Source organism: Frigoribacterium sp. VKM Ac-2836 (assembly GCF_013248995.1).
GTDB lineage: Bacteria > Actinomycetota > Actinomycetes > Actinomycetales > Microbacteriaceae > Frigoribacterium.
Window position 1 is genome coordinate 469,363 of record NZ_JABRPK010000001.1, and the last position, 24,662, is coordinate 494,024.

The following is a 24,662-nucleotide window of genomic DNA, read 5'->3' on the forward strand; positions in this document are numbered from 1 at the left end:
AGCACTCTACCCCGCCGCGTGTGGACACTCGGCGGGGCACGGAACGGATCACAGGCCGTTTTTGCTCGCCCGTACGGTCGCCAAGCGGTTGCGCACCTTGCCGCGAAGCACCTCGATGCCTCCACCCTCGGTGACGTAGTGCTTCGCGAGCGCGAGATCCCGGCCGAGGCCGTGCCGTCGGTTCGCGATCTCGTGGAACTTCTCTTCGCTGCTCTTGGCGACCTTGCCCTTCATGGTCTTGATGCGAATGACGGGGGTGCTCTCGAGCGCCCGGTCAGGGGCCACGTGCGGGTCGCGGCAGAACTCGACCAGGGGGGCGAGAGCCTTCTCCCAGGTGAAGTCCTCTCGCACCCGGGCGACGGACTCGCGAGCCGCGGCGGCTGCCTCGGCGTCGTAGAGGACGAGCTCGAGCGCGTCGGCGAGGGCCTCGACGTCGCGCTCGGGGACGGCGACGCCCATGCCTTCGGCACCCACGAGGTCACCGAAGCTGTCGCCACGGGTCGTGACGATCGGCAGGTTCGCCCACATGTAGTCGAGGATGCGCGTGCGGAACGAGAAGGTCGTCTCGATGTGGTCGTAGTGGGTGCTGACGCCGGCATCCGCCTCGAGGAGGTAGTTGGCCCGGTCGTCGAGGGCGACCCACTGCTCGTTGAAGAAGACGTTCTTGCCCGCCACGCCGAGCTCAGCGGCCAGCTGTCGGGTCTTCGCCACGATGGCCATCTCGGGCACGTCGGGATTGGGGTGGGCGACGCCGAGGAAGAACAGCCTCACGTCGGGCCGAGTCTCGGCCAGACGAGCGACGGCACGGATGAGGGTCATCGTGTCGAACCAGTTGTAGATGCCCCCGCCCCAGATGATGACCTTGTCGTCTTCCGAGATGCCCGGGACCACCCCGCGGATGGCCTTGCGGACGTGCTGGGGCGGCGCGCTGTCCATGCCGAAGGGGGCGATCGCGATGAGCTTCTCGAGGTTTTCGTCGGCGGCGTAGTTCTCGGGGTTGATCCGGCCGAGCCCGGCGAGTTGCCCGAGCCAGAACAGTCGTTGACGCTCGGAGGCGCAGAGGAAGAAGTCGGCCCGCAGCAACTGCTCGTTGAGGACGTCCGTCGCCGAGGCGACCTGGTTCTTCCACTGGGCGAGACCCCACTCGCGCCCCTGCTCCAGTTGCTCGAGGTGCATGGGGTCGTACAGGTCGGCGACCATGATCTTCTGTGACTTCTTCAACGTCGTGAAGTGGTGCAGGGCATGACCCTGGAACACGATGACGTCGGCCCATTCCTCGTGCTGCTTCATCTCGTGTTCGTTCTGCAGCCGGACCCGCGTCACGTCGAAGGCGTCGGAGCGACGGTTGGCCACGTTCCAGGTGAGCAGACGGACGTCGCTGTGCTCGGAGAGCGCCTCGCTGATCTTCCAGGCGCGCATCGCCGGGCCGGCCATCTTGTCGCCGATGGCGTCACCGGTGATGACCAGCACCTTCGAACGCTCGGTGTGCTCTCTGATGTCGAAGGCGTCGACGATCGACCGGAAGCCTTCGAGGTAGTAAGGGTCACCGAAGAGGGGCTTGAAGATGTCACCGAAGAGACGGAAGACGTCAGCGTCGGTCTTCGTGCGTCGGGCTTGGAGGTCGTCCCTGGTCGTCTGGAGCTCGGGAAGCTCTTTCACGAACTGGTCGAGCGCGAACAAGCCGGCCACGGTGTCCTTCGACACCGGCGTCTCGGGGTCGAATTCGTCGTCGGCCCCGACGAAACGCCGGATGTCGAACATCTCGGAGTCGAGCCCGCTCTTCGCGACGGCCCGACGGGCCAACAGGGCGAGCGCCCCGGGCAGGAACTTCGCGAGGCTCTCGTCGGAGAGGTTCTTGAACAGCAGCATCAGGGCGTTGCGCTCGAGGAGGTACATCTCGCGGTACTCGCCGAAGCTCTTCATCGAGCCGTGGTGCTTGTGGTAGACGATCGACTCGGGGGCGAACCGCACGCGGTAGCCGAGGATGTTCAGACGCCAGCCGAGGTCGACGTCGTCGTAGAACATGAAGAGGCGCTCGTCGAAACCGCCCACCTCGTCGAAGACCGCTTTTCGGACGAACAAAGCCGACCCCGTGCCGAAGAGGAGGTCCTTCGGGGTCCCGAACGAACCGTCGTCGACCTCGGTGACGCGGTCCTTGTAGCCCATGCCGAACCACGTGAGACTGCCTTGGACGAAGTCGATGGCTCGTCCGTCCCAGTCGAGGACCTTGCTGCCCACGGCCGCCACACGAGGGCTCACGTTGAACTGTTCGAGCGCCTTCGAGATCCATTGCGGTCCGGGCTTGGCGTCGTTGTTGAGGAAGGCGACGTACTCGCCCTTGGCTCGGGACGCGCCGAGGTTGCTGCCGCCCGTGAAGCCGAGGTTCTCCTTGGACTGGACGATCGTCACGTTCGATTGTCCGCCGAGGGCGGCCTTGAGGCGCTCGGGGCTGTCGTCGCCCGAGCCGTTCTCGACGACGATGATCTCGAGCTGGGCGCTCGGCCACTCGACGTCGTTGAGGCGGGCCACGCACTCGAGCGTGTCGTCGGTTCCTCTGAAGTTGACGATGACGACCGAGACGACAGTGGACGAAGAAACTGGCAAGACACGGACTCCAAGACGTCGGAAACACGGGGGCGAGCCCTCTCCGGGCGATCCAACTATAGCCGCGGCCTTCCGGGGCACGATCGGGAGACTGCTTAGATGGCGTCGTGGATGCCTCTGTTGTCGTCGTCAACTGGCGACGTCCCGACCTGACCGCAGCGTGCCTCCGGAGCCTGCTCGTCCAGCGGACCGAGAGGTCGTTCGAGATCGTCCTGGTCGAGAACGAGGCGGAAGAGGGCGCGGCACGGAGCTGGCGCGAGGAGTTCCCCTCGATAGTCGTCGTCGCGGTCTCTCACAACGCGGGCTTCGCCGGGGGAGTCACCAGGGGGCTGAGGGCGGCCGGCGGTGAGGTCGTCGTCCTCGTCAACAACGACGCGTCGGTGGACGAGGGGTTCCTCGAGGCCGGACTCGCCTGTCTCGAACGAGGAGGGGCGGATCTGGCCGGCGTCGCCGCTCGCGTCCAACTCGAGGGCCGGTTCGTCCGCGTCGCGGGTGGGCCGTCCGATGAGGACGCCGTCGGCATCGACGGCACCCGCTGGCGTCGGGCCACCGGCGGCGGTGTCGAGCTCGTCAACGGGACGGGAACCCTCTTGACGAAGGACGGGAACGGCCAGGACCGTGACTGGCTCCGCCCGGTGGCCGAGCTCGAGGAGCACGCCGACGACCCGTTCGGCTTCTCCGGGGGCGCCGCGTTCGTCCGGCGGCACCGGCTCGACGCCGTCGGTGGCTTCGACGAGACGATCTTCATGTACTACGAAGACCTCGACCTCTGCTGGCGCCTCCGCCTGGCGGGAGACCGCATCGGCTACGCCGGAGAGGCCCTGGTGGTCCACCGGCACGGTGGCAGCTCGTCCAGTTCGAGCGTCCTCGTACGCGAACAGAGCATGCGCAACAGGCTCGTGGTCGTGGCGGCCAACGGCAGCCGGGGCATGCTCCTGCGCGTCGTGGCACGGACGGCCGGGCGGTTCGTCCGGGACGCCGTCCGCCCGGGTCGGGCGCACCTCCCGCTCTCGGCATGGCGGCGCATCATCCGCTGGCTGCCCAGGGCACTGCTGGCGTCTGCCCGTCGACGCAGGGCGAGCGGTGTCTCCGAGCGGGACCGCCGAAGGCTCGAGGCGGCGTTCCTCTCGCGGTAGCCCCGACTCGCCCCGCGGGTGGCGTCAGGGCCGCGCGTGGCCCGACCGGGGGGTGCCGGAATGCCGTCTAATGCTGCCTCACCGCGTTAGTGTGTCTCGACGCTTGCGCGGCCCTTCGACCAGAAGGATGGTCGGCCCACCACGTCCTCGCACCAGGCTCCAGGAGGCCCCGTGACCCGCACACCGTTCTCGATCGCTGCCGTTCTGGCAGTCGTCACGACACTCTTGGTGGGACTCGTCTCGTTCTTCCCCGGTACGGCGGCCGTGGCCGTCTCCGGGGCCGACTTCGACGCCGGCAACATCATCAGCGACGAGGTCTATTACAACGCCTCGGCCATGACCGAGACCCAGATCCAGACGTTCCTCGACACCAAGGTGGGCACCTGTTCCAACGCCAACTGCCTGAACGTCGTGAAGATCGACACCGCGAGCCGCGCCGCCGATGCGGTCTGCCGTTCTTACCAGGGAGCCGCTCGCGAGCCGGTGTCGCGCGTGATCGCCAAGGTGTCGCAGGCCTGCGGCATCAATCCGCAGGTGCTGCTCGTCACCCTGCAGAAAGAGCAGAGCCTCGTCGAAGGGACGACGGCGCGGGCCCCCTCGGCGGCCCGTCTCGAACGGGCGATGGGCTACGCCTGCCCCGATACGGCGCAGGGAGGCTGTGACCCGTCGTTCGCCGGTGTCTACAACCAGCTCTACAAGTCGGCGTGGCAGTTCAAGCGGTACTCGAACCCGCCCGGGACCTCGGCGTACTTCACCTGGTTCGCCCCGGGCAAGACCGTGGACGTCCAGTACAACCCCAATGTCAGCTGCGGGACCAAGCGGGTGACGATCGCCAATCAGGCCACCGCTGCGCTCTACTACTACACGCCCTACACGCCGAACGCCGCGGCTCTGTCCGCTCTCAACGGAGTCGGGGATTCGTGCTCCGCCTACGGCAACCGCAACTTCTGGGTCTACTTCACGACCTGGTTCGGGTCGACGAAGCCCGTCGGTCAGACGGTCGGGAACGTGGACGCGGCGGCGGGTGGCTTCGGCTCCGTGACGGTGTCCGGATGGGCCCTCGACAAGACCACCAGCGCCTCGATCCCGGTCCACGTCTACGTCGGTGGCAAGGGCAGCGCTGTCACGGCGTCGACGTCGCGTCCGGACGTCGCGCGTCACTATCCCGCGGCCGGGCCGCTGCACGGGTTCTCGACCACGGTCTCGGCCGCCCCCGGGACGCACGACGTGTGTGTGTACGCCATCGGCGTGGCGTCGACCGACCTCGTCTCGTGCACGACGGTCACGGTGCGGGACCCGTCACCAGTGGGGTCGTTGGACGTCGTCAGCGTGGGTCCGGGTGGCGTTCAGGTCGCCGGCTGGGCTCTCGACCCGGAGACCGCCGATCCCATCTCGGTGCACGTCTACGTGGGCGGCGTGGGGCGCGCGATCCGTGCGGACGGGATGCGACCGGACATCGCCCGGGCCTACCCGGACTCAGGACCGGCCCACGGGTTCACGACGACCGTCGCCGCATCGCCGGGACCGCAGCAGGTCTGTGCCTACGCCATCAACGTGAGGGCCGGCGCCACCACCGTGCTCGGCTGTCGGACGGTCCAGGCCTTGGGGTCCGACCCTCTGGGGAGCCTCGACTCCGTGACCCCCGGCAGCCGGTCGCTCACCGTGTCGGGTTGGGCCCTCGACCCGGATTCCGCAGGAGCCGTCCCCGTCCACGTCTACGTCGACGGAGTGGGACGAGCGGTCACGGCCGACCGGGGTCGCAGCGACATCGCGCGGGTGTTCCCGGCCTTCGGCCCCGACCACGGGTTCTCGGTGCGGCTGGACGCGACCCCCGGCGACCACCAGGTCTGTGTGTACGCGATCAACGTCGGACCAGGGTCGACGTCGACCCTGGGATGCCGCACCGTGTCCGTGACGGCCACGTCACCGGTCGGGTCCAGCGACGTCGTCCGAGGCGTGGTCGGTGGAGTGCAACTGAGCGGCTGGGCGCTCCACCCCCAGGCGCCGACCGAGATCGTCCCCGTCCACGTGTACGTCGACGGAGTCGGCACGGCGTTGCGGACCGGTCGACCGCGTCCTGATGTGGCGCGAGCATGGCCCGGCGCCGGCAACGACCAGGGATACGAGGCAGTCGTGGCTGCACGGCCGGGCGCACACGACGTGTGCGTGTACGCCATCGACACGCGCGGCGGAGTCAACACGCTCCTCTCGTGCTCGACCGTGGTGGCACGATGACGCAGGCTTCAGGGCAGCCCGTCCGGACGCAGGTCTCGGGCGACACGCAGGACGGCGGAGCGCCACGGCCCTCCGACGTCCGCCCCCGTGCCCGACTCGAGGTCACCTTCACGGTGGCGGTACTCGTCGGCGTGGCGCTGGTCTCCTGGTTCCGGCTGCCGGTCACGACGCGGGGCACGCTGTGGGCCGAGGACGCGGCGCTCTTCCTCCAGCAACGACTCGACCTGGGGCCCTGGAAGACCCTCGGCACACAGTACGACGGGTACCAGCACCTGCTCGCGCGGCTGCTCACCGACGTGGCGGTCCTCGCACCCGCCGACGACTACGCCGTCGTCCTGACGACACTCACTTGCGTGGTGGTGGGCAGCGTGGCGGCCCTCGTGTTCTTCTTCACACGGGGTGCGGTCGCATCCCCGGCCACGCGGGTCGTTCTCGCCTTCATCCCGGCGCTGGTGCCCCTCGGGCCCATCGAAGTCTCCGGGAACCTCGCGAACCTCCACTGGTACCTGCTCTACCTGGCACCCTTCGCGCTGCTCTGGCGTCCTCGGACGGTCAAGGGCAGCGCGGCCGTCGCGGTGCTCCTCGCCGTCGTCGCGCTCTCCGAGATCCAGGCTGTCGTGTTCGCTCCGCTCGTCCTCCTCGCCCTGAGGCACCGTCGTTCGTGGCCGGGTATGTTCGCCTTCGCCGGGGGACTGGTCGTCCAGGTCGTGACGAGCCTCACGAACCCTCGCGTCCGCCCGGACCTGCCGGCCTCCGATCCGGTCGACGTCGTCGTCGGGTTCCTGACTCAGCCCGTCCTGGGTACCTGGGCGCCCGTGCCCGACACGAACGCGGCCCTCATGGTCTTCCACGGCGGGGTGCCCCTTGCGATCGCCGCCTTCGTGCCCTTCGTCGTCGCGCTGGTCGTCGCCCTCGCCACCCGCTGGAGAGCCCGGAGCGTCCTCGTGGTGACGCTGGCGCTGGGATCGGTGCTCGTGTGGACGCTCGACGTCACGCTGAACCGCACCGACCTGATCGACTTCGGCATGCGGGGGCCGAGCATCGTGGCCCAGGTCGGCTACCTTCGCTACGCGGTGGTGCCGTCCATGTTCTTGCTGGCCGTGCTGGCCCTCGGCTGCGACCGTCTCATCGCGTCGAGTCGGGCCGTCCTGCGGGTGCCGGGCTGGGTCGTCCTCGTCGCGGTCGTGGTCACGCAACTGATCTGGTTCGTCCCGTTCAACACGGTTCGGTCAGCCGGGCCCGAATGGGATGACGGAGTCACCGGGGCCGTCGTCGAGTGCGAGGCCGGAGCGGACGAGGCGCGCATCCCCGCCGCTCCCGGCGGGTGGGGCACGACGGTCGACTGCGAGGGCCTCGACGACGCGAACGCCCCCTTGCCGTGACGGCGTCCGCGGGATGACGAGACGGCGCCGACGGACGAGGTCCGTCGGCGCCGTCTCTGCTCGTCGGCTGTGCGGGTCAGTCGAAGACGTTCCAGCCGGACCCGACGACGGCGTAGGCCGCCAGCCCGGTCTTGGCGGTGCCCGTCCGACCCGTGGCCGGGTAGTACCAGAGCGTGCCGTCGTTCCGGACGGCGAGGACGTCGCCGCCCCGGCCGGCAGTCGTGTCGCCCGTTCCACCGACGACGGGGAAGGTCGTCCAACCGCTGCCGACCGTCAGGGGTGAATCGGCGACGGGAGCGGCCCCGGACGACGACCCCGTACCCCGGAAGGCCACGAGCGATCCGTCGGTCTTCGTGGTGAGCACGTCGGCTCGACCGTCCCCGGTGCGGTCGCCCGTCGAGACCGGAGTGTGCTGGCCCCTGTTCAGGACCGGCACGGTCACTGCGGGACCGAACCACACCGTCGATCCCGCGGCCCGCGGCAGACCGGGGAGGACCACGTTGCGGCCGTCGTTCAGCGTGACGAGGAGATCCCGTCGGGAGTCCCCGGTCAGTTCTGCGACGCGGAGCTGACGGATGGCGGCCCCGTCGATGCCCGTGACCCGGGTGGGGGCCCCGTAGGACACCTTCGAGCCCGTGCCAGTGCCCGGGTAGATCCACACCGAGCCATCGGTGCGCTTGCCGATGAGGTCGCCCTTGCCGTCACCCGTCAGATCGGCCGCGGCGACGGTCTGGAAGCCCTCCCAGCCCGACCCGATGACCGAGCCCGCCGAATAGCCGCGGTTGGTCCCGCCTCCGTTGCCCTTGCCGGGGTAGGACCACAGGCGTCCGTCCCGGCCGATGGCCACGACGTCCGCTGACCCGTCGGTCGTCAGGTCACCCGCTCCGATGACGAGGCGGAACGTGTCCCAACCGGTCCCCACGCGTTGGCCGCCGCCGAACGCGTCCAGCTGCACGCTCGTGCCCGCGAAGAAGTTGAGGGCGCCGGTCTGGGTCTTCGTGAACAGGTCTGCTCGTCCGTCCTGGTCCGCGTCGCCTCCCGCCACGAGGAGGTCCGAGGCGGACATGCCCGCGTTCGACAGGGCGTCTCCGCCCACGTAGGAGGTCCCTTGCCCGCGGTAGAGCGCGAGGGCGCCGGTCGCCCTCTTCGCCACGAGATCGTCCCGTCCGTCACCGTCCATGTCGCCCACGCCGACGACCTGCGCGAAAGCGTTCCAGCCCGATCCGATCTGTGTGCCGGCCCGGAAGGTCTCGTGACCGGAACCCGCACGGCCGGTCCCGGCGTAGAGCCACAGGGTGCCGTCCGCCTTGCGAGCGACCAGGTCGGTGCGTCCGTCGCCGTCGGTGTCGCCTGCGGCGATGACATCCGTGAAGATCGACCAGCCCGATCCGATCTGGATGCCCTTGCCGACGCCGGCGCCGGTGGTGGGGCTGGCACCGGTGCCCGGGTAGAGCCAGAGCGTGCCGTCCGGGCGCCGGGTGACGATGTCGTCCTTGTCGTCACCGTTGAGGTCTCCGGTGAGGAGGATCTGGTTGAAGACGCCCCAGCCCGTGCCGATGCGGGTGCCAGCGGCGAATCCGACGCCCGCTCCCTTCGGACCGTCCGTGGCGTAGAACCAGAGCGTGCCGTCCGGTTTGCGGGCGACCAGATCGGGACGCCCGTCGCCGTTGAGGTCGGCGTTGCCCACGACGGACCTCGTGAGAGGGACACCGGTCAGGGCGAGCTGCTGCAGGCCTGCCAGGGTGCCGTTGAAGACGTCCGAGTCGCCGGGGAAGGGGCCGGTGCTGGAGTACTGCCACATCGTGTAAGCGGACCAGCCGGAGGGAAGGGCCCCGGCTCCCGACGCGAGGTTGGCGGGGTACCGGGCGATGAACAACGGATTGAGGCTGAAGCCGGCGTTGTTGCCCGTGCAGCGTGTCCACCAGTCGGTCGTCGTGTAGATCGCCGGTCGTGCACCCGTCAGGTTCTGGATGCGTTGCGAGAACTCGGCGATCCAGGAGACCATGGCGGCCTGGCTCAGGCCGTAGCAGACGTCGGTCCCGTCGCTGGCGGCATAGGGGTTGTACTCGATGTCGAGCAGCGGGGGGAGGGTTCGGCTGTCACCTGCCCAACCGCCACCATTGGCGACGAAGTAGTCCGCCTGGGCCGTGGCCGACGAGCGGTTGGGCACGGCGAAGTGGTACGCGCCGCGGATCATTCCCACGTCGTACGCGCCTCCGTACTGCGACGCGAAGCGGCTGCTCTTGTAAGTGAGGCCCTCGGTCGCTTTGACATAGGCGAATCGCGCACCCTGGTTGTAGACGGAGGCCCAGTCGACGTTCTCCTGCCAGGCGCTGACGTCCAGACCCGGTATTCCCGGCGGGGTGACGGCTGCAGCCCGCGACGACGACCCCGTCGCTTCGGGAGTCTGCGCCTCCGCGGTGGAACGACGTTGTGACGATGCGGCGCCGGAGTCGGACGGCGTCGCCACGGTGGGGTCGAGCTCCCTCACGGTCGAGCCCATGGTGTGGTCACCGGCCGCCGTCATCTCGTCGAGGGTCGGGTCGGCGGTGGACAGGTACCCGGCGTCACCCGGTCCGGCGGCCGCCGCGTCGGTCTCCGTTCCGGACGCATCCTGCTCGGGTCGTTCCGCCTCCGATGGCGGGGCCGTCGCCGGGGCCGACGGCGGGGCCGTGGCCGGGGCCGTCGGCGTCGGTGTGGACCGAGGGTCGGACGCTGCCACGGCAGTCGTCGTTCCCGCGCTCCAGGTCACTGCCACGAGCAGGGCAGCGAGAGCTGCCGAGGTCTTCGTTCTACGCGTCACGCACGTCTCCCTGATGATGTGTGATCTGCAGGGCTCGATCGTCGACGAACGGCCCCCCGTCCTTGGAGCGTACAGGTCGGTCCTCCTCCCTCTCGAGCCCTGGGACGCATGGTGACGACAGCAGAGCACGCGTGGACACGACGGTCGCGGGTACGCCAGGGGCGATCCCTGCGGTCATCGCGCTCGGGGACACCGATAGAGTCGGTTCGTCCCGATCGAGCAGACGGGGCGGCCCAGCATCACGGAACGGAATCTCGTCGCATGACCTCCTCCCACACCGGCGCAGGCGCACTCGTCGTCGTCCCCACCTACAACGAGTCGGAGAACCTCCCGCTCATCCTGGGGCGCCTCTTCGCCGCGGCTCCGGCGATCGACGTGCTCGTGGTCGACGACGGCAGCCCCGACGGCACGGGCGAGCTGGCCGAGTCGATGGCCGCCACGGACCCTCGCATCCACGTGATGCACCGCACCGGCAAGCTCGGGCTGGGCTCCGCCTACGTGATGGGCTTCGGCTGGGGGCTCGAGCGAGGCTACGACGTCGTCGTCGAGATGGACGCCGACGGATCCCACCCGCCCGAGAAGCTGCCCGAGATGATCGCCCTGGTCAGCGCGTCCGGCCCTGCGGCTCCGAGCCTCGCCATCGGCTCGCGGTGGGTGCCCGGCGGTTCCGTCGTCAACTGGCCGGTGTCTCGGCAGATCCTGAGCCGCGGGGGCAATCTCTACGCCCGCCTCGCGCTCGGTCTGCAACTCAAGGACGTCACGGCAGGGTTCCGTGCCTACACCCGCCAGGCCCTCGAGGCGATGGACCTCACGGGCATCGACTCGAAGGGGTACTGCTTCCAGGTCGACATGACCCTTCGCGTCCTCGACGGCGGGGGCACGGTCGTCGAGGTGCCCATCGAGTTCCGTGAACGCGAACTCGGCGAGTCCAAGATGAGCCAGGCGATCGTCGTCGAAGCCATGCTCCGAGTGACGAAGTGGGGCGTGCAGCGGCGCGTGCAGACCCTCCTCGGACACCGCCCCGGGCCTCGCTGGGTCGTCGAGGACTGAGTCCACCTCCAGAGGCAGCGGGTTCCGTCCGGGTTCGGCGGCAGGGTGCACGACCCGACCCGCGCCTCCTATCTGCCGGTCGCCTGCGGCAACCGTGACCGCCACGACCGCTTCCGGGCGGCGATCGTCGCGATGGCGACGAAGGTCATGAGGGTGCCCTCGAACAGGACGAAGCTCTCGGCGAAGGCGGTCACGCCGATGAGCACCAGCACGAGGGCCGGCCACACGTAGGCCACGATCGGGTGGCCGGACGCCGTGATCCAGCTGCGGACGAAGGCCAGCGTGCCGGCCACGACGAGCAACAGCCCTCCGACGAGGCCCAGCTGCAGCCAGATGTCGAAGAATGCGTTCAGGCCCGTCTCGTGGGGTCGACCGCTCGGAGCGATGATCGTCGAGTACGGGAAGATCTCGGTGGGCCACTGCCCGACGAACCCCCAGCCGATGATGTCGTGCACCCCGGCCAGCTCGCGGATGCGGGCCCAGAGCACCGACCGCACCGACAGGTCGTTGGTCGCGTCCACGGCATCGAGGAGGCGCGAGCGGCCCGCGTAGGCGAGCCCGCCCCCCAGCACCACGATCACCGCGAAGACCGACTGCATCAGGGACCGTCTCGACTCGGGCGCCCTCCGCAACGCGTCGAGCGCCACGCCCGCCACGACGAGGACGATGACCGCGACCGCCGTCGCGGGGGAGCGGGCGAAGACGAGGGCCGTCAGGGCGAGCACGCCAGAGGCCACGGCTTGTCGCCGGGGCACGGACCGGGTGAGGAACTCGACGGCGAAGGTGATCACGGCGAGCGTAGCCAGGAACCCGAGGTAGTTCCGGGTGCCCGAGATGCCCTGGATCGGCCCGCCCTCGGCGAGGTTGCCCTGGATGCCGAGGAACGAGATGGGCTGGTCGATCAGCAGGCCGCTCAGCACCTCGAGCGACAGCGAGACGACGAGCAGGATGCGCAGGGCGTCACCGAAGGCCCGGACCACCTGCACGAGGTCGCGTCCGAGGGCCAGGTACAGCCCCAGGGCGCCGAACCCGACGGCGTAGGCGACCCCGCCGACCGTCGCCCAGGTGTAGTCGCTCCAGAAGACGCTGAGACCCATGAATCCGAACAGGGCGATGAGGGAGACGGGCAGGATGCCGTGCCACTCGATGTGGTGGCGACCCCCGATCAGCGAGAGCGTCGCGAGCACGACCAGCGTGCCGAGGACGGCGAGCGAGCCCGGCCACCCCATCAGGGCGCGAACCGACTGGGTCGAGAACGCGTAGAGCACGATCGCGACCGACAGGGCCTGTGAGAAGTGCCCACCGGCCGAGAAGCCGACCCAGGCCGACAGGTACCGGCGCAGGGGGTCCCTGCTGCGGTCGAGCCCGTGGCCGTCGCCGTGGCCGGAGGTCACCGGTCGTGACCCGTCCAGCCGAAGGGATCACGGCGCGTCACGAGCACGACGACCACGAACGTGGCCCAGCCCCATTCGACGATCAGCCGGGACTCGGTCAACCCGTGGACCAGCAGGGCCGTCACGAGCAGCAGGGGCAACAGGTCGAGGGCCGACCACGGGGCCGCGACCTCGCGCGCGAGCATGCGGCGGTCGACGGCCCACCACCACGATCTCAGGACGACACCGACGATCGTCAGCCCGAACAGCACCAGCCCGACCCAGCCCAGTTGGAACCAGACGTCGAGGTACGCGTCGTGTGCCTGGAGGTAGACGACGCCGTTGCGTTCGGCGAGGTCGGTGAACGGCTCGACGAACGGGAACCAGTAGCTGACCCAACCCCAGCCGACGACGGGGTGCTGGACGCCGAGGTCGTAGACGGCCGACCAGATGTCGGTGCGGCCCGTCAGGTCGCCGCTCTTCCCGAGCAGCGCGAGCAGCGGGCCGCGGGCGAGGACGGCCACCGCGACGGCCGCCACCACGACGAGCGCCGCCACGCCGAAGACGGGCCCCCGGCGGCCGGGCTCGCGGCGGCGGGTCGCCACGACCAGCAGCGACACGAGGCCGACGGCTACCGCGACCACCGCGACGGTCGCGGACCGGGTCAGGGCGAGCGCCAGCAGCGAGGCGACGAGACCGACGACCGCCGTGCCGCGACCGATGGACCGGTCCGCCGCCTGGACCGCCGTGACGATCAGGGCGAGCAGGGCGATGATCGCGAGGATGTTGCTGTTGCCCTGCAGCCCCTGGATGCGACCGCCCTCGAAGAGCACGTCGCGCGACCAGAACCACGCCGCCGGCCGACCCGTGCAGTCCAGGTACACCGGGCAGACCGGTTGGCGGACGAACAGGCCGACGACGATCTCGAAGAGCAGAGAGGCCACGACATGGATGCGCAACGCCCGTCCGAGGGCGGTCACGATGGCCGGCCACGAGGCGACCACGGTGACCGCCAGGGCGCCCACGCTCGTCATCAGCGTGAGGACGATGCCGATCGCTGATCCGGCGGGGTACTGCGACCACGCGATCGACACGACGGCGAAGACCAGGAACAGGACGAGGAGGCGCGGGAGGGTCCGTACCCGGGGCGGATGCCGCACGACGAGGACGACCGCTGTGACGACCATCGCCACGCAGGCCACCCCCCAGCCCCACCAACCGGTGCCGTTGCGAAGGACGTCACCGCCGAAGAGCACGAGGAACGCCAGCGTCGCGAACGTCGTGGCCCCGCGGGCCGGCGCCGTTCGGACAGGCCGGGCGGGCAACGTCGAGGTCATGGGCACCAGGCTAGACGACGGGGGAGGCGCGGCGGGGCGTCGTGAGGACGGCCCCGCCCGCGGGCTCAGACGAAGGCGGCCTGGCCGGTGATGCTCCGACCGACGATGAGGGTGTTCATCTCTCGTGTGCCCTCGTAGCTGTACAGCGCCTCGGCGTCGGCGAAGAAGCGCGCGACGTCGTAGTCGAGCACGATGCCGTTGCCGCCCATGACCTCGCGGGCGTACCCGACCGTCTCGCGCATGCGCGCCGTGGTGAACGCCTTGGCGAGCGAGGCGTGCTCGTCACGCTGGGTGCCTTCGTCGAGCATCTGCGAACAGCGCACCACCATGCCGATCGAGGCGGTGATGTTGCCGATGCACTTGACCAGCAGGTCTTGGATCAGCTGGTGCTTCGCGATCGGCTTGCCGAACTGCACGCGCTCGTTGGCGTAAGCCAGTGCGGCCTCGTAGGCGCCGATGGAGTTGCCGACGGCCGCCCAGGCGACCTCGGCCCGGGTCAGGCGCAGCACGGCCGCCGTGCTGCGGAACGAATCGGCCTGCTGAAGCCGGTGGCTCTCGGGCACGCGGACGTTCTCGAGCGTGATGTCGGCGTTCTGGACGATGCGGAGGCTCTGCTTGTCCTCGATCTTCGTCGCCGTGTAGCCCTCGGTGTCGGTCGGGACGATGAAGCCCTTGACCTGTCCGTCCTCGGCGCTCTTGGCCCAGATGATCGTGATGTCGCTGAAGGTGGCGTTGCCGATCCAACGCTTCGAGCCGTTCAGCACCCAGCCGTCACCGTCGCGGGTGGCGATGGTCCGCAGCCCCTGAGCGGAGTCGGACCCCGACAGCGGCTCGGTCAGGCCGAAGGCGCCGACCAGGTCTCCGCTCGCCATGCGGGGCAGCCACTCGGCGCGCTGCTCCGGGGATCCTCCGACGCCGATCGAGCCCATGGCCAGGCCGTTCTGCACCCCGACGAAGGTCGCGACGGAGGCATCGACGCGGGCCAGCTCGAGTGCGACCCAGCCGCGGAAGACCGCCGAGTTCTCGAACGGGCGGGTTTCTTCCCAGGGCATGCCGAACAGGCCGAGGCCGGCCAGGCCCTTGACGATCTCGTGCGGGAAGGTCGCGTCGGCCCAGTGGCGGTTGACGCCGGGCTTGACCTCGGTCTCGAGGTACCGACGCAGGTCGGCCAGGACACCCTTCTCACGGTCGGAGAGCAGGTCTTCGTATCCGTAGAAGTCGCTGACGAGAGAGGTGAACGAGGTGAGGGTCGCTGATGACATCCGTGCTCCATTGCTTCGTGTCGGGACGACAGGAGCCTAGGCAGCAGCCCGGCCGTGGCCAAGGGGTTGGTAGCTTTGATCAACGCCCCGGCGTCGTCGACCGCACGGCTTTGTAGGGGGCGACCAAGCACGACCTTCGACAAGCAGGTAAAGCAATGTTCCTCGCCATCACCAACACGCCCCGCGACTACGCCTGGGGCTCGACGACCGCCATCGCCGACCTGCTCGGTCGTCGACCCAGCGGCCGCCCCGAGGCCGAGCTCTGGCTCGGGGCACACCCGGGCTCGCCGAGCGTCGTCGTGGCGCCCGCGGTGGTGGGCGGCGCCGACACCCTCGCCGATTGGTTCGCCGCCGAGCCGGCCCGGGCCCTCGGTCGTGACCGGGACCACCTGCCGTTCCTGCTCAAGTTGCTCGCGGCCGACGGCCCGCTGTCGATCCAGGCCCACCCGACCCCCGAGCAGGCCAGAGAGGGGTTCGCGCGCGAGGACGCCGCCGGCATCCCGCTCGACGCCCCGGAGCGCAACTACAAGGACGCCTCCGCCAAGCCCGAGATCATCGTGGCCCTGAGCGACACCTTCGACGCCCTCTGCGGGTTCCGCGAGGTGTCCGCGACCCTCGCCGACCTCGACCTGCTCGACGACGGCTCGGGCCGTCTCGACCGGCTCCGCGCGCACCTGGGTGAGTCCTTGCGGTCGACCCTCGCCTTCCTCTTCCAGGCGGACGACGAGTCGGCGGCGACCATCGCGGCGGTCAGTGAGCTCGCCGCCGCCCACCGGTCCGAGGGGGCGGGCATCGCCACGGTCGTCGACCTGGCCGAGCGCTACCCGGGCGACCCCGGCGTGGTCCTCTCTCTGCTGCTCAACCGCGTGACGCTGCGTGCCGGAGAAGCCCTGTTCCTGCCCGCCGGCAACGTGCACGCGTACCTGGGTGGCTTCGGCGTCGAGCTCATGGCCCCCTCCGACAACGTGCTGCGCGGCGGGCTGACGCCGAAGCACGTCGACGTCCCCGAGCTGGTGCAGGTCCTCGATTTCGAGCCGCTGCCCGTGCCCCGGCTCGAGCCCAGCACGGTCGCCCGCGGTGTGGAGCGCTTCGCCCCCGTCGGCACGGGTTTCGCCCTGCTGCGGGTCGACGCGACGGGTTCGGGGGCCGTGGTCGAGATCGGCGGTCCGAGCATCGTCCTGGTCACCGAAGGCGAGGTCCACGTCAAGGGTCAGGACGGCACCATCCGCCTCGGTCGTGGCGAGTCCGCGTTCGTGACGCCCGACGAGGTCCGCCTCGCGATGACGGGCGGCGGCACCGCGTACGTGGCCACACCGGCCTGAGTCGGACCGGCGACGGCGGCCGCCGACCGGGCTCCGTCGGCCCCCGCCACCCGCCGGGCACCGATAGGTTGGGCCCATGTCATGGTTGGTCACCGGCGGTGCCGGGTACATCGGTTCTCATGTCGTCCGCGAGTTCACGGGGGCGGGCATCGACGCGGTGGTGCTGGACGACCTGTCGTCCGGCTTCGAGCGTTTCGTGCCCGACGACGTGCCCCTCGTCCAGGGCTCGATCCTCGACCGTGAGCTGATCGAACGGACGATCGACCGACACGGCGTCACGGGCGTCGTCCACGTCGCGGGCTACAAGTACGCGGGTGTCTCGGTGCAGCGTCCGTTGCACACCTACGACCAGAACGTCACGGGGACCGCTCGCCTTCTCGAGGCCATGTCGAGCCGAGGCGTCGACCGCATCGTCTTCTCCTCGAGCGCGGCCGTCTACGGCACCCCGCCGACGGAACTCGTCACCGAGGACACTCCCAAGGCCCCGGCGTCGCCCTACGGCGAGAGCAAGTTGATCGGCGAGTGGCTGCTGCGTGACCAGGCCGTGGCCGAGGGCCTGCGCCACACGAGCCTGCGCTACTTCAACGTCGTGGGCTCGGGGCGACCCGACCTCTGGGACGCGAGTCCGCACAACCTCTTCCCGCTCGTGTTCGCAGCGCTGGTCGAGAGACGCGTCCCTCGCATCAACGGGGACGACTACGACACCCCCGACGGCACCTGCGTCCGCGACTACGTCCACGTCGCCGACCTGGCGGTCTCGCACGTCGCGGCGGCTCGGCGTCTGGATGCGGGCGAGCGGGTCGAGCCCGCCTACAACCTCGGCTCCGGTGGGGGCGTCTCGGTCGCCGAGATCATGGCCGCGATGCGCGAGGGCACCGGCGTCGACTTCACGCCCGAGATCGCGCCGCGTCGCCCGGGTGACCCCGACCGCATCGTCGCGGACGGCAGCCTGGCGGCCCGCGACCTCGACTGGAAGATGCGGCACACGCTCCTCGAGATGGTCACGAGCGCCTGGCAGGCCGCCCCCCGGGCCTGACGGACGGCTCCATGCGCAAGGTCACCCGTTCTGCGTGAAACGTCCCCCGACACGCCGAGGCTCTCTTGCCCCTGATCGGGGGGTGAAGGGTTTATTGGCCCTCGACTTGACGGATGGGTAATGACACCGGTGTAATTACCTTGTCGCGTACATTCACGGGCGATCGACACGAGGGGAGATGCGCTGTGGGCATCCACGAGAACCGCGCCGGCGTCCCGGACGACTGGCACGTCGACCCGATCCAGCTGGGCGTCCCCGGCGTGGGGTCGTCAGCGTCCCGCACGGCCGTCGCCGACGACGAGAACCAACTGGCCTGGCAGGCGGACTCGCTCTGCGCCCAGACCGACCCCGAGGCGTTCTTCCCCGAGAAGGGCGGCTCCACCCGGGACGCCAAGAAGATCTGCGCCTCCTGCGACGTCCGGGCACAGTGCCTCGAGTACGCCCTGCAGAACGACGAGCGCTTCGGCATCTGGGGCGGACTGTCCGAGCGCGAGCGTCGCAAGCTCCGCAAGCGGGCCTGACCCGCGCCTCCTCGGCTTTCGACGGCATCGACCCCCCTCCGGGTCGGTGCCGTTCCGTCGTCAGGGGCGGAGGCAGGGGCCACGAGGAGGCGCGGGTCGTCGGGTCTCGCTCGTCACCTCGGCGCGCCGAGCCGGTGGCCACGCCGGTGCGATCTAGGCTTCACGAGTCATGCAGCCGAGAGTCACAGCGATCCTCGTCGCCCCTGGTGGTGCGACCTACCTCGACCGAACCCTCGACGGGCTGTCGCGTCAGACGCGGCCCCCGGAGGCGCTGGTGGTGGTCGACACGGGCGGCAAGGACTCGGCCGCGGGGCGCCTGTCGCTCAGCGGTGCCGCCCAGCTCGCCTCCCTGCCCGAGGCGAAGACCTTCGGTGTCGCCGCCGCGCACGGCGCGCGGCTCTCCGACCCGGGTGACGGCCACCCCGACGAGTGGGTCTGGCTGCTCGGTCACGACAACGCGCCCGCGCCCGAGGCGCTCGAGCACCTGATGACCACCGTCGAGGTGTCGCCCTCGGTGGCGGTCGCCGGCCCCAAGCTGATGCGCTGGGGTCAGCCCGGTGTCATCGCCGAGTTCGGTGAGACCGTCACCCGGTTCGGCGCCTCGATCGCCCGCGTCGAGAACGAGCTCGACCAGGGCCAGCACGACGTCACCGACGACGTCCTCGGTGTCGCGGCCGGTGGCATGCTCGTCCGTCGCACCGTCTGGGCCGAGCTCGGGGGCTTCGATCCCGCCCTGCCGCACGTGGACGCGGCGCTCGACTTCTCGATCCGGGCCCGGCTGGCAGGGCACCGCGTGGTGGTCGTCCCCGACGCGAAGGTCGACAGCGCCGGCCCACCCGAGGAGTTCGGGACGGGGCCCGTCGGGCACGCCCGCCGGGCCCGCCTGCACCGTGCGGCCCAGCTCCACCGGCGCCTGGTCTATTCGGCGGCCGTCCTGCTGCCGCTGCACTGGTTGAGTCTCGTGCCACTGGCCGTCCTGCGGAGCGTCTGGCACCTGCTCACGAAGAACCCCGGGGCCGTGGTGGGCGAGTTCGCCACCGCGTTCCAGGCCGCCTTCGGTGGCTCGCACGTCCGGTCGGCCCGCCGCGCCCTCGCCCGGAACAGGCGCGTCGGCTGGGGCTCGGTCGAACCGCTGCGGGCCTCGCGTGCGCTCCTGCACGAACGCCGCGTCACCGAACGGGACGCGCAGGTCGCCGTCGTCGAGGACGCGCCCGATCCGAAGGCCAGCTTCGTCCACTCAGGCGGCCTCTGGGTCGTGTTGGTCGCGGCCGTCGTCGGTGTGGTCGCGTTCCTGCCCCTGCTCGGGAACCCGGCCGTGACAGGGGGCGGACTCCTGCCCCTGAGCACCTCGGTGGGCCAGCTGTGGTCGTCGGTCGGCTTCGGCTGGCGCGAGATCGGCACCGGGTTCCTCGGCCCCTCGGACCCCTTCGCCGCCCTCGTCGCGGTTCTCGGCAGCCTGACGCCCTGGTCGCCCTCGACTGCGGTCGTGGGGGTCTACGTCGTGGCCCTGCCGCTCTCGGCGCTGGGAGCCTGGTTCGCGACCCGCCGCGTGACGCGCCGCACCTGGGTGCCCGCCGTCGCCGCCGCGCTCTACGCCCTGTCGTCGCCGTTGCTCTCGGGTCTGCAGTCCGGACACCTCGGTGCCGTCCTCGCCCATGTGGCGCTGCCGTTCCTGGTCTGGGCCATGATCGGGGCCGCGCGGTCCTGGACGGCCGGAGCCACCGCCTCCTTGCTCTTCGCGGTGGTCGCCGCCGCCGCTCCGTCGCTCGTCCCGGCCCTGCTCGTCGGCTGGCTCGGGTCGATCGTCAGCCGCCCCCGGGGCACCCATCGCCTCGTCGCCGTGCCGCTGCCCGCGCTGGCCCTCTTCGCGCCGCTCGTCGTCGCCCAGCTGCAGCGGGGCACCTGGTGGGCCGTGTTCGCCGACCCCGGGGTCCCGACGAGATCGGACCCGGCGTCGCCGCTGCAGCTGCTGCTCACGTCGCCCGAGACGGGCCTGAACGGCTGGACGGCACTGATCGCTGGGACGGGCTTCTCGTCCGCCACGCTCGCCGTGCTGGTCGCGGTCGCCGTCGCCCCGCTGGCGGTGCTCGCCGTGGCCTCGCCTTTCGTGGGCTCGCAACGCCGCGCGGTCCCCGTCCTCGCCCTCGCCCTGCTCGGCTACCTCACCGCGGTCGCCGCCACCCACGTGTCCGTCACGGGCGTCGGCAGCGACACGACCACGATCTGGGCGGGCAGCGGATTGAGCCTCTACCTGCTCGGCCTCGTCGGCGCCGCGGCCGTGACCCTCGACCGACTGCCGAGGGTCGCGCCTCCGGCGGGCACCCTGGTCGCCGTGCTCGCGGTCGCGGCCGCGGCCCCCACCGTCCTCGCGTCGTTCGGCCCCGTGGCCGACGTCCGCCCGAGTTCGGGTCGCATCCTGTCGGCCTACGTCACGGCCGAGGCCGAGGCCACGCCCGACGTCGGGACACTCGTGCTCACGCCGCAACCGGACGGCTCGCTGGCCGTGTCGCTCGAGCACGGTCAAGGAGCGACGCTCGACGACCAGTCGACGCTGGACTCGACCGCGCCACGCTTGTCCTCGGTCAACGAGGACCTCACTGTCCTGGCCGGCAACCTGGTGAGTCGCAGTGGTTTCGACCCCACCGACGACCTGCGTCGCCTCGGCGTCGGGTTCGTGCTGTTGACCGCCACCGACGACGACGGCGACGCCGACCGGCTCGGCCAGCGCGCGGGCGAGGCGCTCGACGCCGACGCCGACTTCCTGCCGGTCGGGGACACGTCCAACGGGCTCCTCTGGCGCTACGTGGAGGCGCAGGACGAGCGCGAGGCGCGTCCCGCGGCCGGACCACTGCGTCCGATCGTCCTGATCAGCTGGGGACTCGTCTTCGGTTCCGCCCTGTTGCTGGCCATTCCGACGTCGCCGCGACGACGTCGCTCCCGGGCCGGGACGCCCGAGGCCGAGCAACCCGCCACGACCTTCGACGAGGAGCGAGATGAATAAGCGATCGGTCTTCTCCACGACGGGACGCGTGGCGGTCGGTGTCGTCGGCCTCGCCGTCGCCGCCGCGGTCGTCGGGGGCGCTGCGGTCGTGCGCCTGCCCTCGTTCGAGACGGTGCCTGCGGGTCAGCTCGTGACCCCCGTGCCCGTGGACCAGCAACGGGTGTGCCCCGGGTCCCTGCTGCAGCTCTCGGACGCCGAGGGGCAGCAGGCCACGACCGCGAGTTCGGTCGGCCGGGCCGACGTGGAACGACAGTCGAGCGAGGGCGACGTCGACGTCGACGAGCTCGCCGGGGCCGACGGGAGCGACTCGCGGCCGTCCGTGGTCACCGCGCCCGTCGAGGGCGCCGACGTGCCGCTCGTCGCGGCTGCCCAGAGCCAGTCGGTCGACGGCGGCGACCTGCGCGGCTTCGCCTCGGCACCCTGCACCGAGCCCACCAGCTCGACGTGGTTGATCGGCGGCTCGACCGAGACGGGGCGCGTCTCGCTCATCAGCCTCGTGAACGCCAGTGACGTGAACGCCACCGTCGACCTCGACATCCGGTCCGAGACCGGCGAGGTGCAGGGCCCCGGCATCGACGGGATCGTCGTGGCTCCCCGCAGCCAGAAGGTGGTGCCGCTCTCGGGCTTCGCGACCGGTCTCGTCTCACCGGCCGTCCACGTGTCGAGTCGTGGCGGGCAGATCGTCGCCACCCTCCAGCAGAGTGTCGTCCGCACCCTCGAACCCGGCGGGGTGGACATCGTCACGGGCTCCGCCGCCCCCTCCCGCGAATCGGTCGTCACGGGCATCGTCGTGCGGGACTCCGGCAACCTCGAAGGCGCCCTGGCCGACCCGTCGTCCTCCGACCTCCAATCGGTGCTGCGGGTCCTCGTCCCGGGCCAGGACCCTTCGCAACTGAGCGTCTCGTTGGCCACCGACGACGGCACGGGCACCACGTTCGAGACCCGGGTCGAGGGGGGACGCGTCACCGACGTGCCCATCGACGGCCTTGAAGACGGCGTCTACACCGCCACCGTGCGATCGTCCACGGCCGTTGCCGTGGCCGCCCGGACGTCCACCGTCGCAGCCGACGCGGGAGGCGTGGACCTCAGCTGGGCCGCCTCGTCGCCTCGGCTCTCGGGAGACACCGAGGCCGTCGTGCCCGCCGGTGACGGCGGACGCCTCTGGCTCGCCAACCCGGGCCAGGACGCCGTGACGGCCAGGGTCACGGTGGGCGACGGCGACGAGCAGGACGTCGAGGTGCCCGGCGGGTCGACGGTCGGCGTCGACGTGGGCCCGGGCGACGCCGTCCGGTTCGAGGACGCCGACGGCCTGCGGGCGGGCGTCAGTTTCTCTGCGCCGGCGGCGATCGCCGCCTGGCCGGTGACCTCACCGTTCCCGGCGTCGACGCCCGTGACCGTCTACCCCTGACGGTCCACCGGCACCGATCAGCCGTCGCGCCAGCGATCCGGCGCGAGTTCCCAGGGGTCTTTGCCGAGCAGGTCGGCCACGGCGCGGAACACGTAACCCTCGACGAGCACGCGGTGGTTCCATTCGTCCTCGGCGGCACCCCGTCGGTCGTGCGACGGTGCGAGCCGTTCGATGGGCAGGCGGTACAGGACGACCCGGCCGGCGGCACGGTCGACGCTCCAGCGCTCGACGCGGGTACGGTCCGGTTCGGCGGGCAGGCCGGCGACCTCGAACGACGTGTCGGCCAGTTCGTCGGGCCACGCCTCGCGAAGGTAGTCGGCGGTCGCGGCGACGATGTCGTCGAAGAGGTCGACACGCGTGCGCAAGAAGGGCAGGTGGGGGCCCGCGGCGGACGACCGCAACCCACGCCCGTGGCGGTCGCGCCGACGCGACCGGTCGGTGACTCGTGCGCGGCGGGCCCTGCTCATCCGTCCATCGTAGGCCTGCCGAGGAGGCGCGGGTCGGCCCTCGGGGGACCTCGCGATAGTCTGTCCGGCAGATGAACGGTCGCCCCTGCAGCAAGGTGACGTGCCACGACGAGGCCGTCGCCACGCTGACGTACGTGTACGCCGACTCGATGGTCGTGGTCGGGCCGCTGAGCGACCGGGTCGAGCCCCACGGCTACGACCTCTGCGCCCGCCACGCGGGCTCGTTGTCGGTGCCTCAGGGCTGGCAGGTCCTGCGCCGGGTAGTTTTAGGCCATGACCTCTGAGAACACCCCCGTCGACCTGACCGCCTTCGTCAAGACGTACGACGTCCGCGGGCTGGTCGGCAGCCAGCTCACCGACGAGGTGGTCGAGGCGTTCGGCGCGGCCTTCGCGGACGAGATCGACGGTGCGGGCCGCGATCTCGTCGTCGGCCACGACATGCGTGACTCCTCGCCGGCCTTCGCCGACGCCTTCGCCCGGGGAGCCCGCGCCCGGGGTGCGAACGTCGTCGCTCTCGGGCTGTGCTCGACCGACGAGTCGTACTTCGCCTCGGGCTCGCTGGACGCCCCGGCGGCCATGTTCACCGCGAGCCACAACCCGGCCACCTACAACGGCATCAAGATGAGCCGGGCCGGTGCCCAGGGCATCAGCCTCGACACCGGGCTGTCCTCGATCCGAGACCGCGCCTCCTCGTTCCTGGCCGACGGTATCGAGGCCGTCGACGAGCCCGGCGCCCTGCGCGAGCACGACGTGCTGCCCGACTACGCGGCCTACCTGCGCGGTCTCGTCGACCTGTCCGGCATCCGGCCGATCACGGTGGTGGTCGACGCGGGCAACGGCATGGGCGGGCTCACCGTCCCGGCGGTGCTGGGCGAGGCCGCGGGTCTGTCGAAGCTGCCCATCGAGATCATCCCGTTGTACTTCGAGCTCGACGGCACCTTCCCCAACCACGAGGCCAACCCCCTCGACCCGGCCAACCTCGTCGACCTGCAGAAGGCCGTCCTCGAGCACAAGGCCGACCTGGGCCTCGCGTTCGACGGCGACGCCGACCGCTGCTTCGTGGTCGACGAGAAGGGCGACGCCGTCACCCCGTCGGCCGTGGCCGCGATCGTGGCCGTCCGCGAGATCGCCCGCGTCCGTGCCGCCGAGCCCGACGCCGAGATCTCGGTGATCCACAACCTGATCACCTCGCGTGCCGTCCCCGAGGCCATCGAGACGGCCGGCGCGACGCCCGTGCGCACGCGCGTCGGCCACTCGCTCATCAAGGACGAGATGCGGGTCACCGGTGCGATCTTCGGCGGCGAGCACTCGGCCCACTACTACTTCCGCGATTTCTGGAGCGCCGACAACGGCATGCTGGCGGCGATGCACGTCCTGGCCGAGTTCGGAGCGCAGTCCGAGCCCCTCTCGGTCCTGACGGACCGCTACACGCCGTACGCGGCGAGCGGTGAGATCAACTCGACGGTCACCGACGTGCCGGCGGCGTACGCGCGCATCGTCGAGGCCTACGCCGGCGTCGGCGACTTCGACGAGCTCGACGGACTCACGGTGAAGGGCTCGTCCGACGACGGGTTCTGGTGGTTCAACGTCCGGCCCTCGAACACCGAACCGTTGCTGCGTCTGAACGCCGAGGCGGCCACGCCCGGTGGCATGGAGCGCGTCCGTGACGACGTCCTCGGTCTGATCCGCGGCTGAACGTCCGGCGAGACGGTGGTCTGCTCGTTA

17 protein-coding genes are annotated in these 24,662 nt (G+C 70.6%); 11 read left to right on the forward strand and 6 right to left on the reverse strand.

The annotated features are described in order from the left end of the window. Positions 1 to 48: 48 nt before the first annotated feature. The gene (locus HRF36_RS02245; RefSeq protein ID WP_173205563.1) at positions 49 to 2,604 is read right to left on the reverse strand and encodes a glycosyltransferase; all 2,556 of its coding nucleotides are present in this window, start codon (positions 2,602 to 2,604) and stop codon (positions 49 to 51) included. Between the two features lie 107 nt (positions 2,605 to 2,711). On the opposite strand from HRF36_RS02245, the gene HRF36_RS02250 reads away from it, so the two are divergent. The 3 genes from HRF36_RS02250 to HRF36_RS02260 all read left to right on the forward strand — a co-directional run bounded on the left by HRF36_RS02250 (position 2,712) and on the right by HRF36_RS02260 (position 7,357). Further along, positions 2,712 to 3,740: a glycosyltransferase family 2 protein gene (locus tag HRF36_RS02250; RefSeq protein WP_173205566.1), complete on the forward strand. Its 1,029-nt coding sequence runs from the start codon at positions 2,712 to 2,714 to the stop codon at positions 3,738 to 3,740. Positions 3,741 to 3,911: 171 nt separating this feature from the next. Continuing rightward, positions 3,912 to 5,975, forward strand: a complete 2,064-nt coding sequence (locus tag HRF36_RS02255) for a hypothetical protein (protein ID WP_173205569.1) — start codon at positions 3,912 to 3,914, stop codon at positions 5,973 to 5,975. Beyond that, positions 5,972 to 7,357 (forward strand): hypothetical protein, encoded by a 1,386-nt coding sequence (locus HRF36_RS02260; RefSeq protein WP_173205572.1) that lies wholly within the window; start codon positions 5,972 to 5,974, stop codon positions 7,355 to 7,357. The genes HRF36_RS02255 and HRF36_RS02260 overlap by 4 nt, the downstream gene beginning before the upstream one ends. Positions 7,358 to 7,433: 76 nt before the next feature. Here the strand turns inward: HRF36_RS02260 and HRF36_RS02265 are convergent, their stop codons facing one another. Continuing rightward, positions 7,434 to 10,160 carry a GH25 family lysozyme gene (locus HRF36_RS02265; protein ID WP_173205575.1) on the reverse strand — a complete coding sequence of 909 codons (2,727 nt, stop codon included), beginning with the start codon at positions 10,158 to 10,160 and terminating at the stop codon, positions 7,434 to 7,436. A 261-nt stretch (positions 10,161 to 10,421) separates the two neighbouring features. Between HRF36_RS02265 and HRF36_RS02270 the strand changes: the two genes are divergently transcribed. Beyond that, positions 10,422 to 11,210, forward strand: a complete 789-nt coding sequence (locus HRF36_RS02270; RefSeq protein ID WP_173205577.1) for a polyprenol monophosphomannose synthase — start codon at positions 10,422 to 10,424, stop codon at positions 11,208 to 11,210. A gap of 68 nt (positions 11,211 to 11,278) precedes the next feature. Here the strand turns inward: HRF36_RS02270 and HRF36_RS02275 are convergent, their stop codons facing one another. The 3 genes from HRF36_RS02275 to HRF36_RS02285 form a co-directional block, all read right to left on the reverse strand. Then, positions 11,279 to 12,604 carry an O-antigen ligase family protein gene (locus HRF36_RS02275; RefSeq protein ID WP_173205580.1) on the reverse strand — a complete coding sequence of 442 codons (1,326 nt, stop codon included), beginning with the start codon at positions 12,602 to 12,604 and terminating at the stop codon, positions 11,279 to 11,281. After that, on the reverse strand, positions 12,601 to 13,920 hold the full coding sequence (locus HRF36_RS02280) for an O-antigen ligase (protein WP_173205583.1): 1,320 nt from the start codon (positions 13,918 to 13,920) through the stop codon (positions 12,601 to 12,603). Before HRF36_RS02280 ends, HRF36_RS02275 begins: the two co-directional genes overlap by 4 nt. A 65-nt stretch (positions 13,921 to 13,985) precedes the next feature. Beyond that, positions 13,986 to 15,182, reverse strand: coding sequence for an acyl-CoA dehydrogenase family protein (locus tag HRF36_RS02285; protein WP_173205586.1), 1,197 nt, complete (start codon positions 15,180 to 15,182; stop codon positions 13,986 to 13,988). A 155-nt stretch (positions 15,183 to 15,337) separates the two neighbouring features. Between HRF36_RS02285 and manA the strand changes: the two genes are divergently transcribed. The 5 genes from manA to HRF36_RS02310 all read left to right on the forward strand — a co-directional run bounded on the left by manA (position 15,338) and on the right by HRF36_RS02310 (position 22,470). Beyond that, positions 15,338 to 16,504 (forward strand): mannose-6-phosphate isomerase, class I, encoded by a 1,167-nt coding sequence (gene manA, locus HRF36_RS02290; RefSeq protein WP_173205589.1) that lies wholly within the window; start codon positions 15,338 to 15,340, stop codon positions 16,502 to 16,504. A gap of 76 nt (positions 16,505 to 16,580) precedes the next feature. Next, the gene (gene galE, locus HRF36_RS02295; protein ID WP_173205592.1) at positions 16,581 to 17,540 is read left to right on the forward strand and encodes a UDP-glucose 4-epimerase GalE; all 960 of its coding nucleotides are present in this window, start codon (positions 16,581 to 16,583) and stop codon (positions 17,538 to 17,540) included. 185 nt (positions 17,541 to 17,725) lie between these two features. Next, on the forward strand, positions 17,726 to 18,061 hold the full coding sequence (locus HRF36_RS02300) for a WhiB family transcriptional regulator (RefSeq protein ID WP_173205595.1): 336 nt from the start codon (positions 17,726 to 17,728) through the stop codon (positions 18,059 to 18,061). Positions 18,062 to 18,230: 169 nt separating this feature from the next. Further along, a complete protein-coding gene (locus HRF36_RS02305; RefSeq protein ID WP_173205598.1) occupies positions 18,231 to 21,062 on the forward strand; it encodes a glycosyltransferase in 2,832 nt (943 codons plus the stop codon). Further along, positions 21,055 to 22,470 (forward strand): DUF5719 family protein, encoded by a 1,416-nt coding sequence (locus HRF36_RS02310; RefSeq protein ID WP_173205601.1) that lies wholly within the window; start codon positions 21,055 to 21,057, stop codon positions 22,468 to 22,470. The genes HRF36_RS02305 and HRF36_RS02310 overlap by 8 nt, the downstream gene beginning before the upstream one ends. Before the next feature lie 17 nt (positions 22,471 to 22,487). On the opposite strand, the gene HRF36_RS02315 is transcribed toward HRF36_RS02310, so the two are convergent. After that, the gene (locus HRF36_RS02315; RefSeq protein ID WP_173205604.1) at positions 22,488 to 22,937 is read right to left on the reverse strand and encodes a metallopeptidase family protein; all 450 of its coding nucleotides are present in this window, start codon (positions 22,935 to 22,937) and stop codon (positions 22,488 to 22,490) included. A 71-nt stretch (positions 22,938 to 23,008) separates the two neighbouring features. On the opposite strand from HRF36_RS02315, the gene HRF36_RS02320 reads away from it, so the two are divergent. Both HRF36_RS02320 and HRF36_RS02325 read left to right on the forward strand, forming a co-directional pair. Continuing rightward, positions 23,009 to 23,221 (forward strand): DUF3499 family protein, encoded by a 213-nt coding sequence (locus HRF36_RS02320; RefSeq protein ID WP_054146594.1) that lies wholly within the window; start codon positions 23,009 to 23,011, stop codon positions 23,219 to 23,221. Beyond that, complete coding sequence (locus HRF36_RS02325) at positions 23,211 to 24,632, forward strand: phosphomannomutase/phosphoglucomutase (protein ID WP_173205607.1); 1,422 nt, start codon at positions 23,211 to 23,213, stop codon at positions 24,630 to 24,632. Before HRF36_RS02320 ends, HRF36_RS02325 begins: the two co-directional genes overlap by 11 nt. Positions 24,633 to 24,662 lie beyond the last annotated feature (30 nt).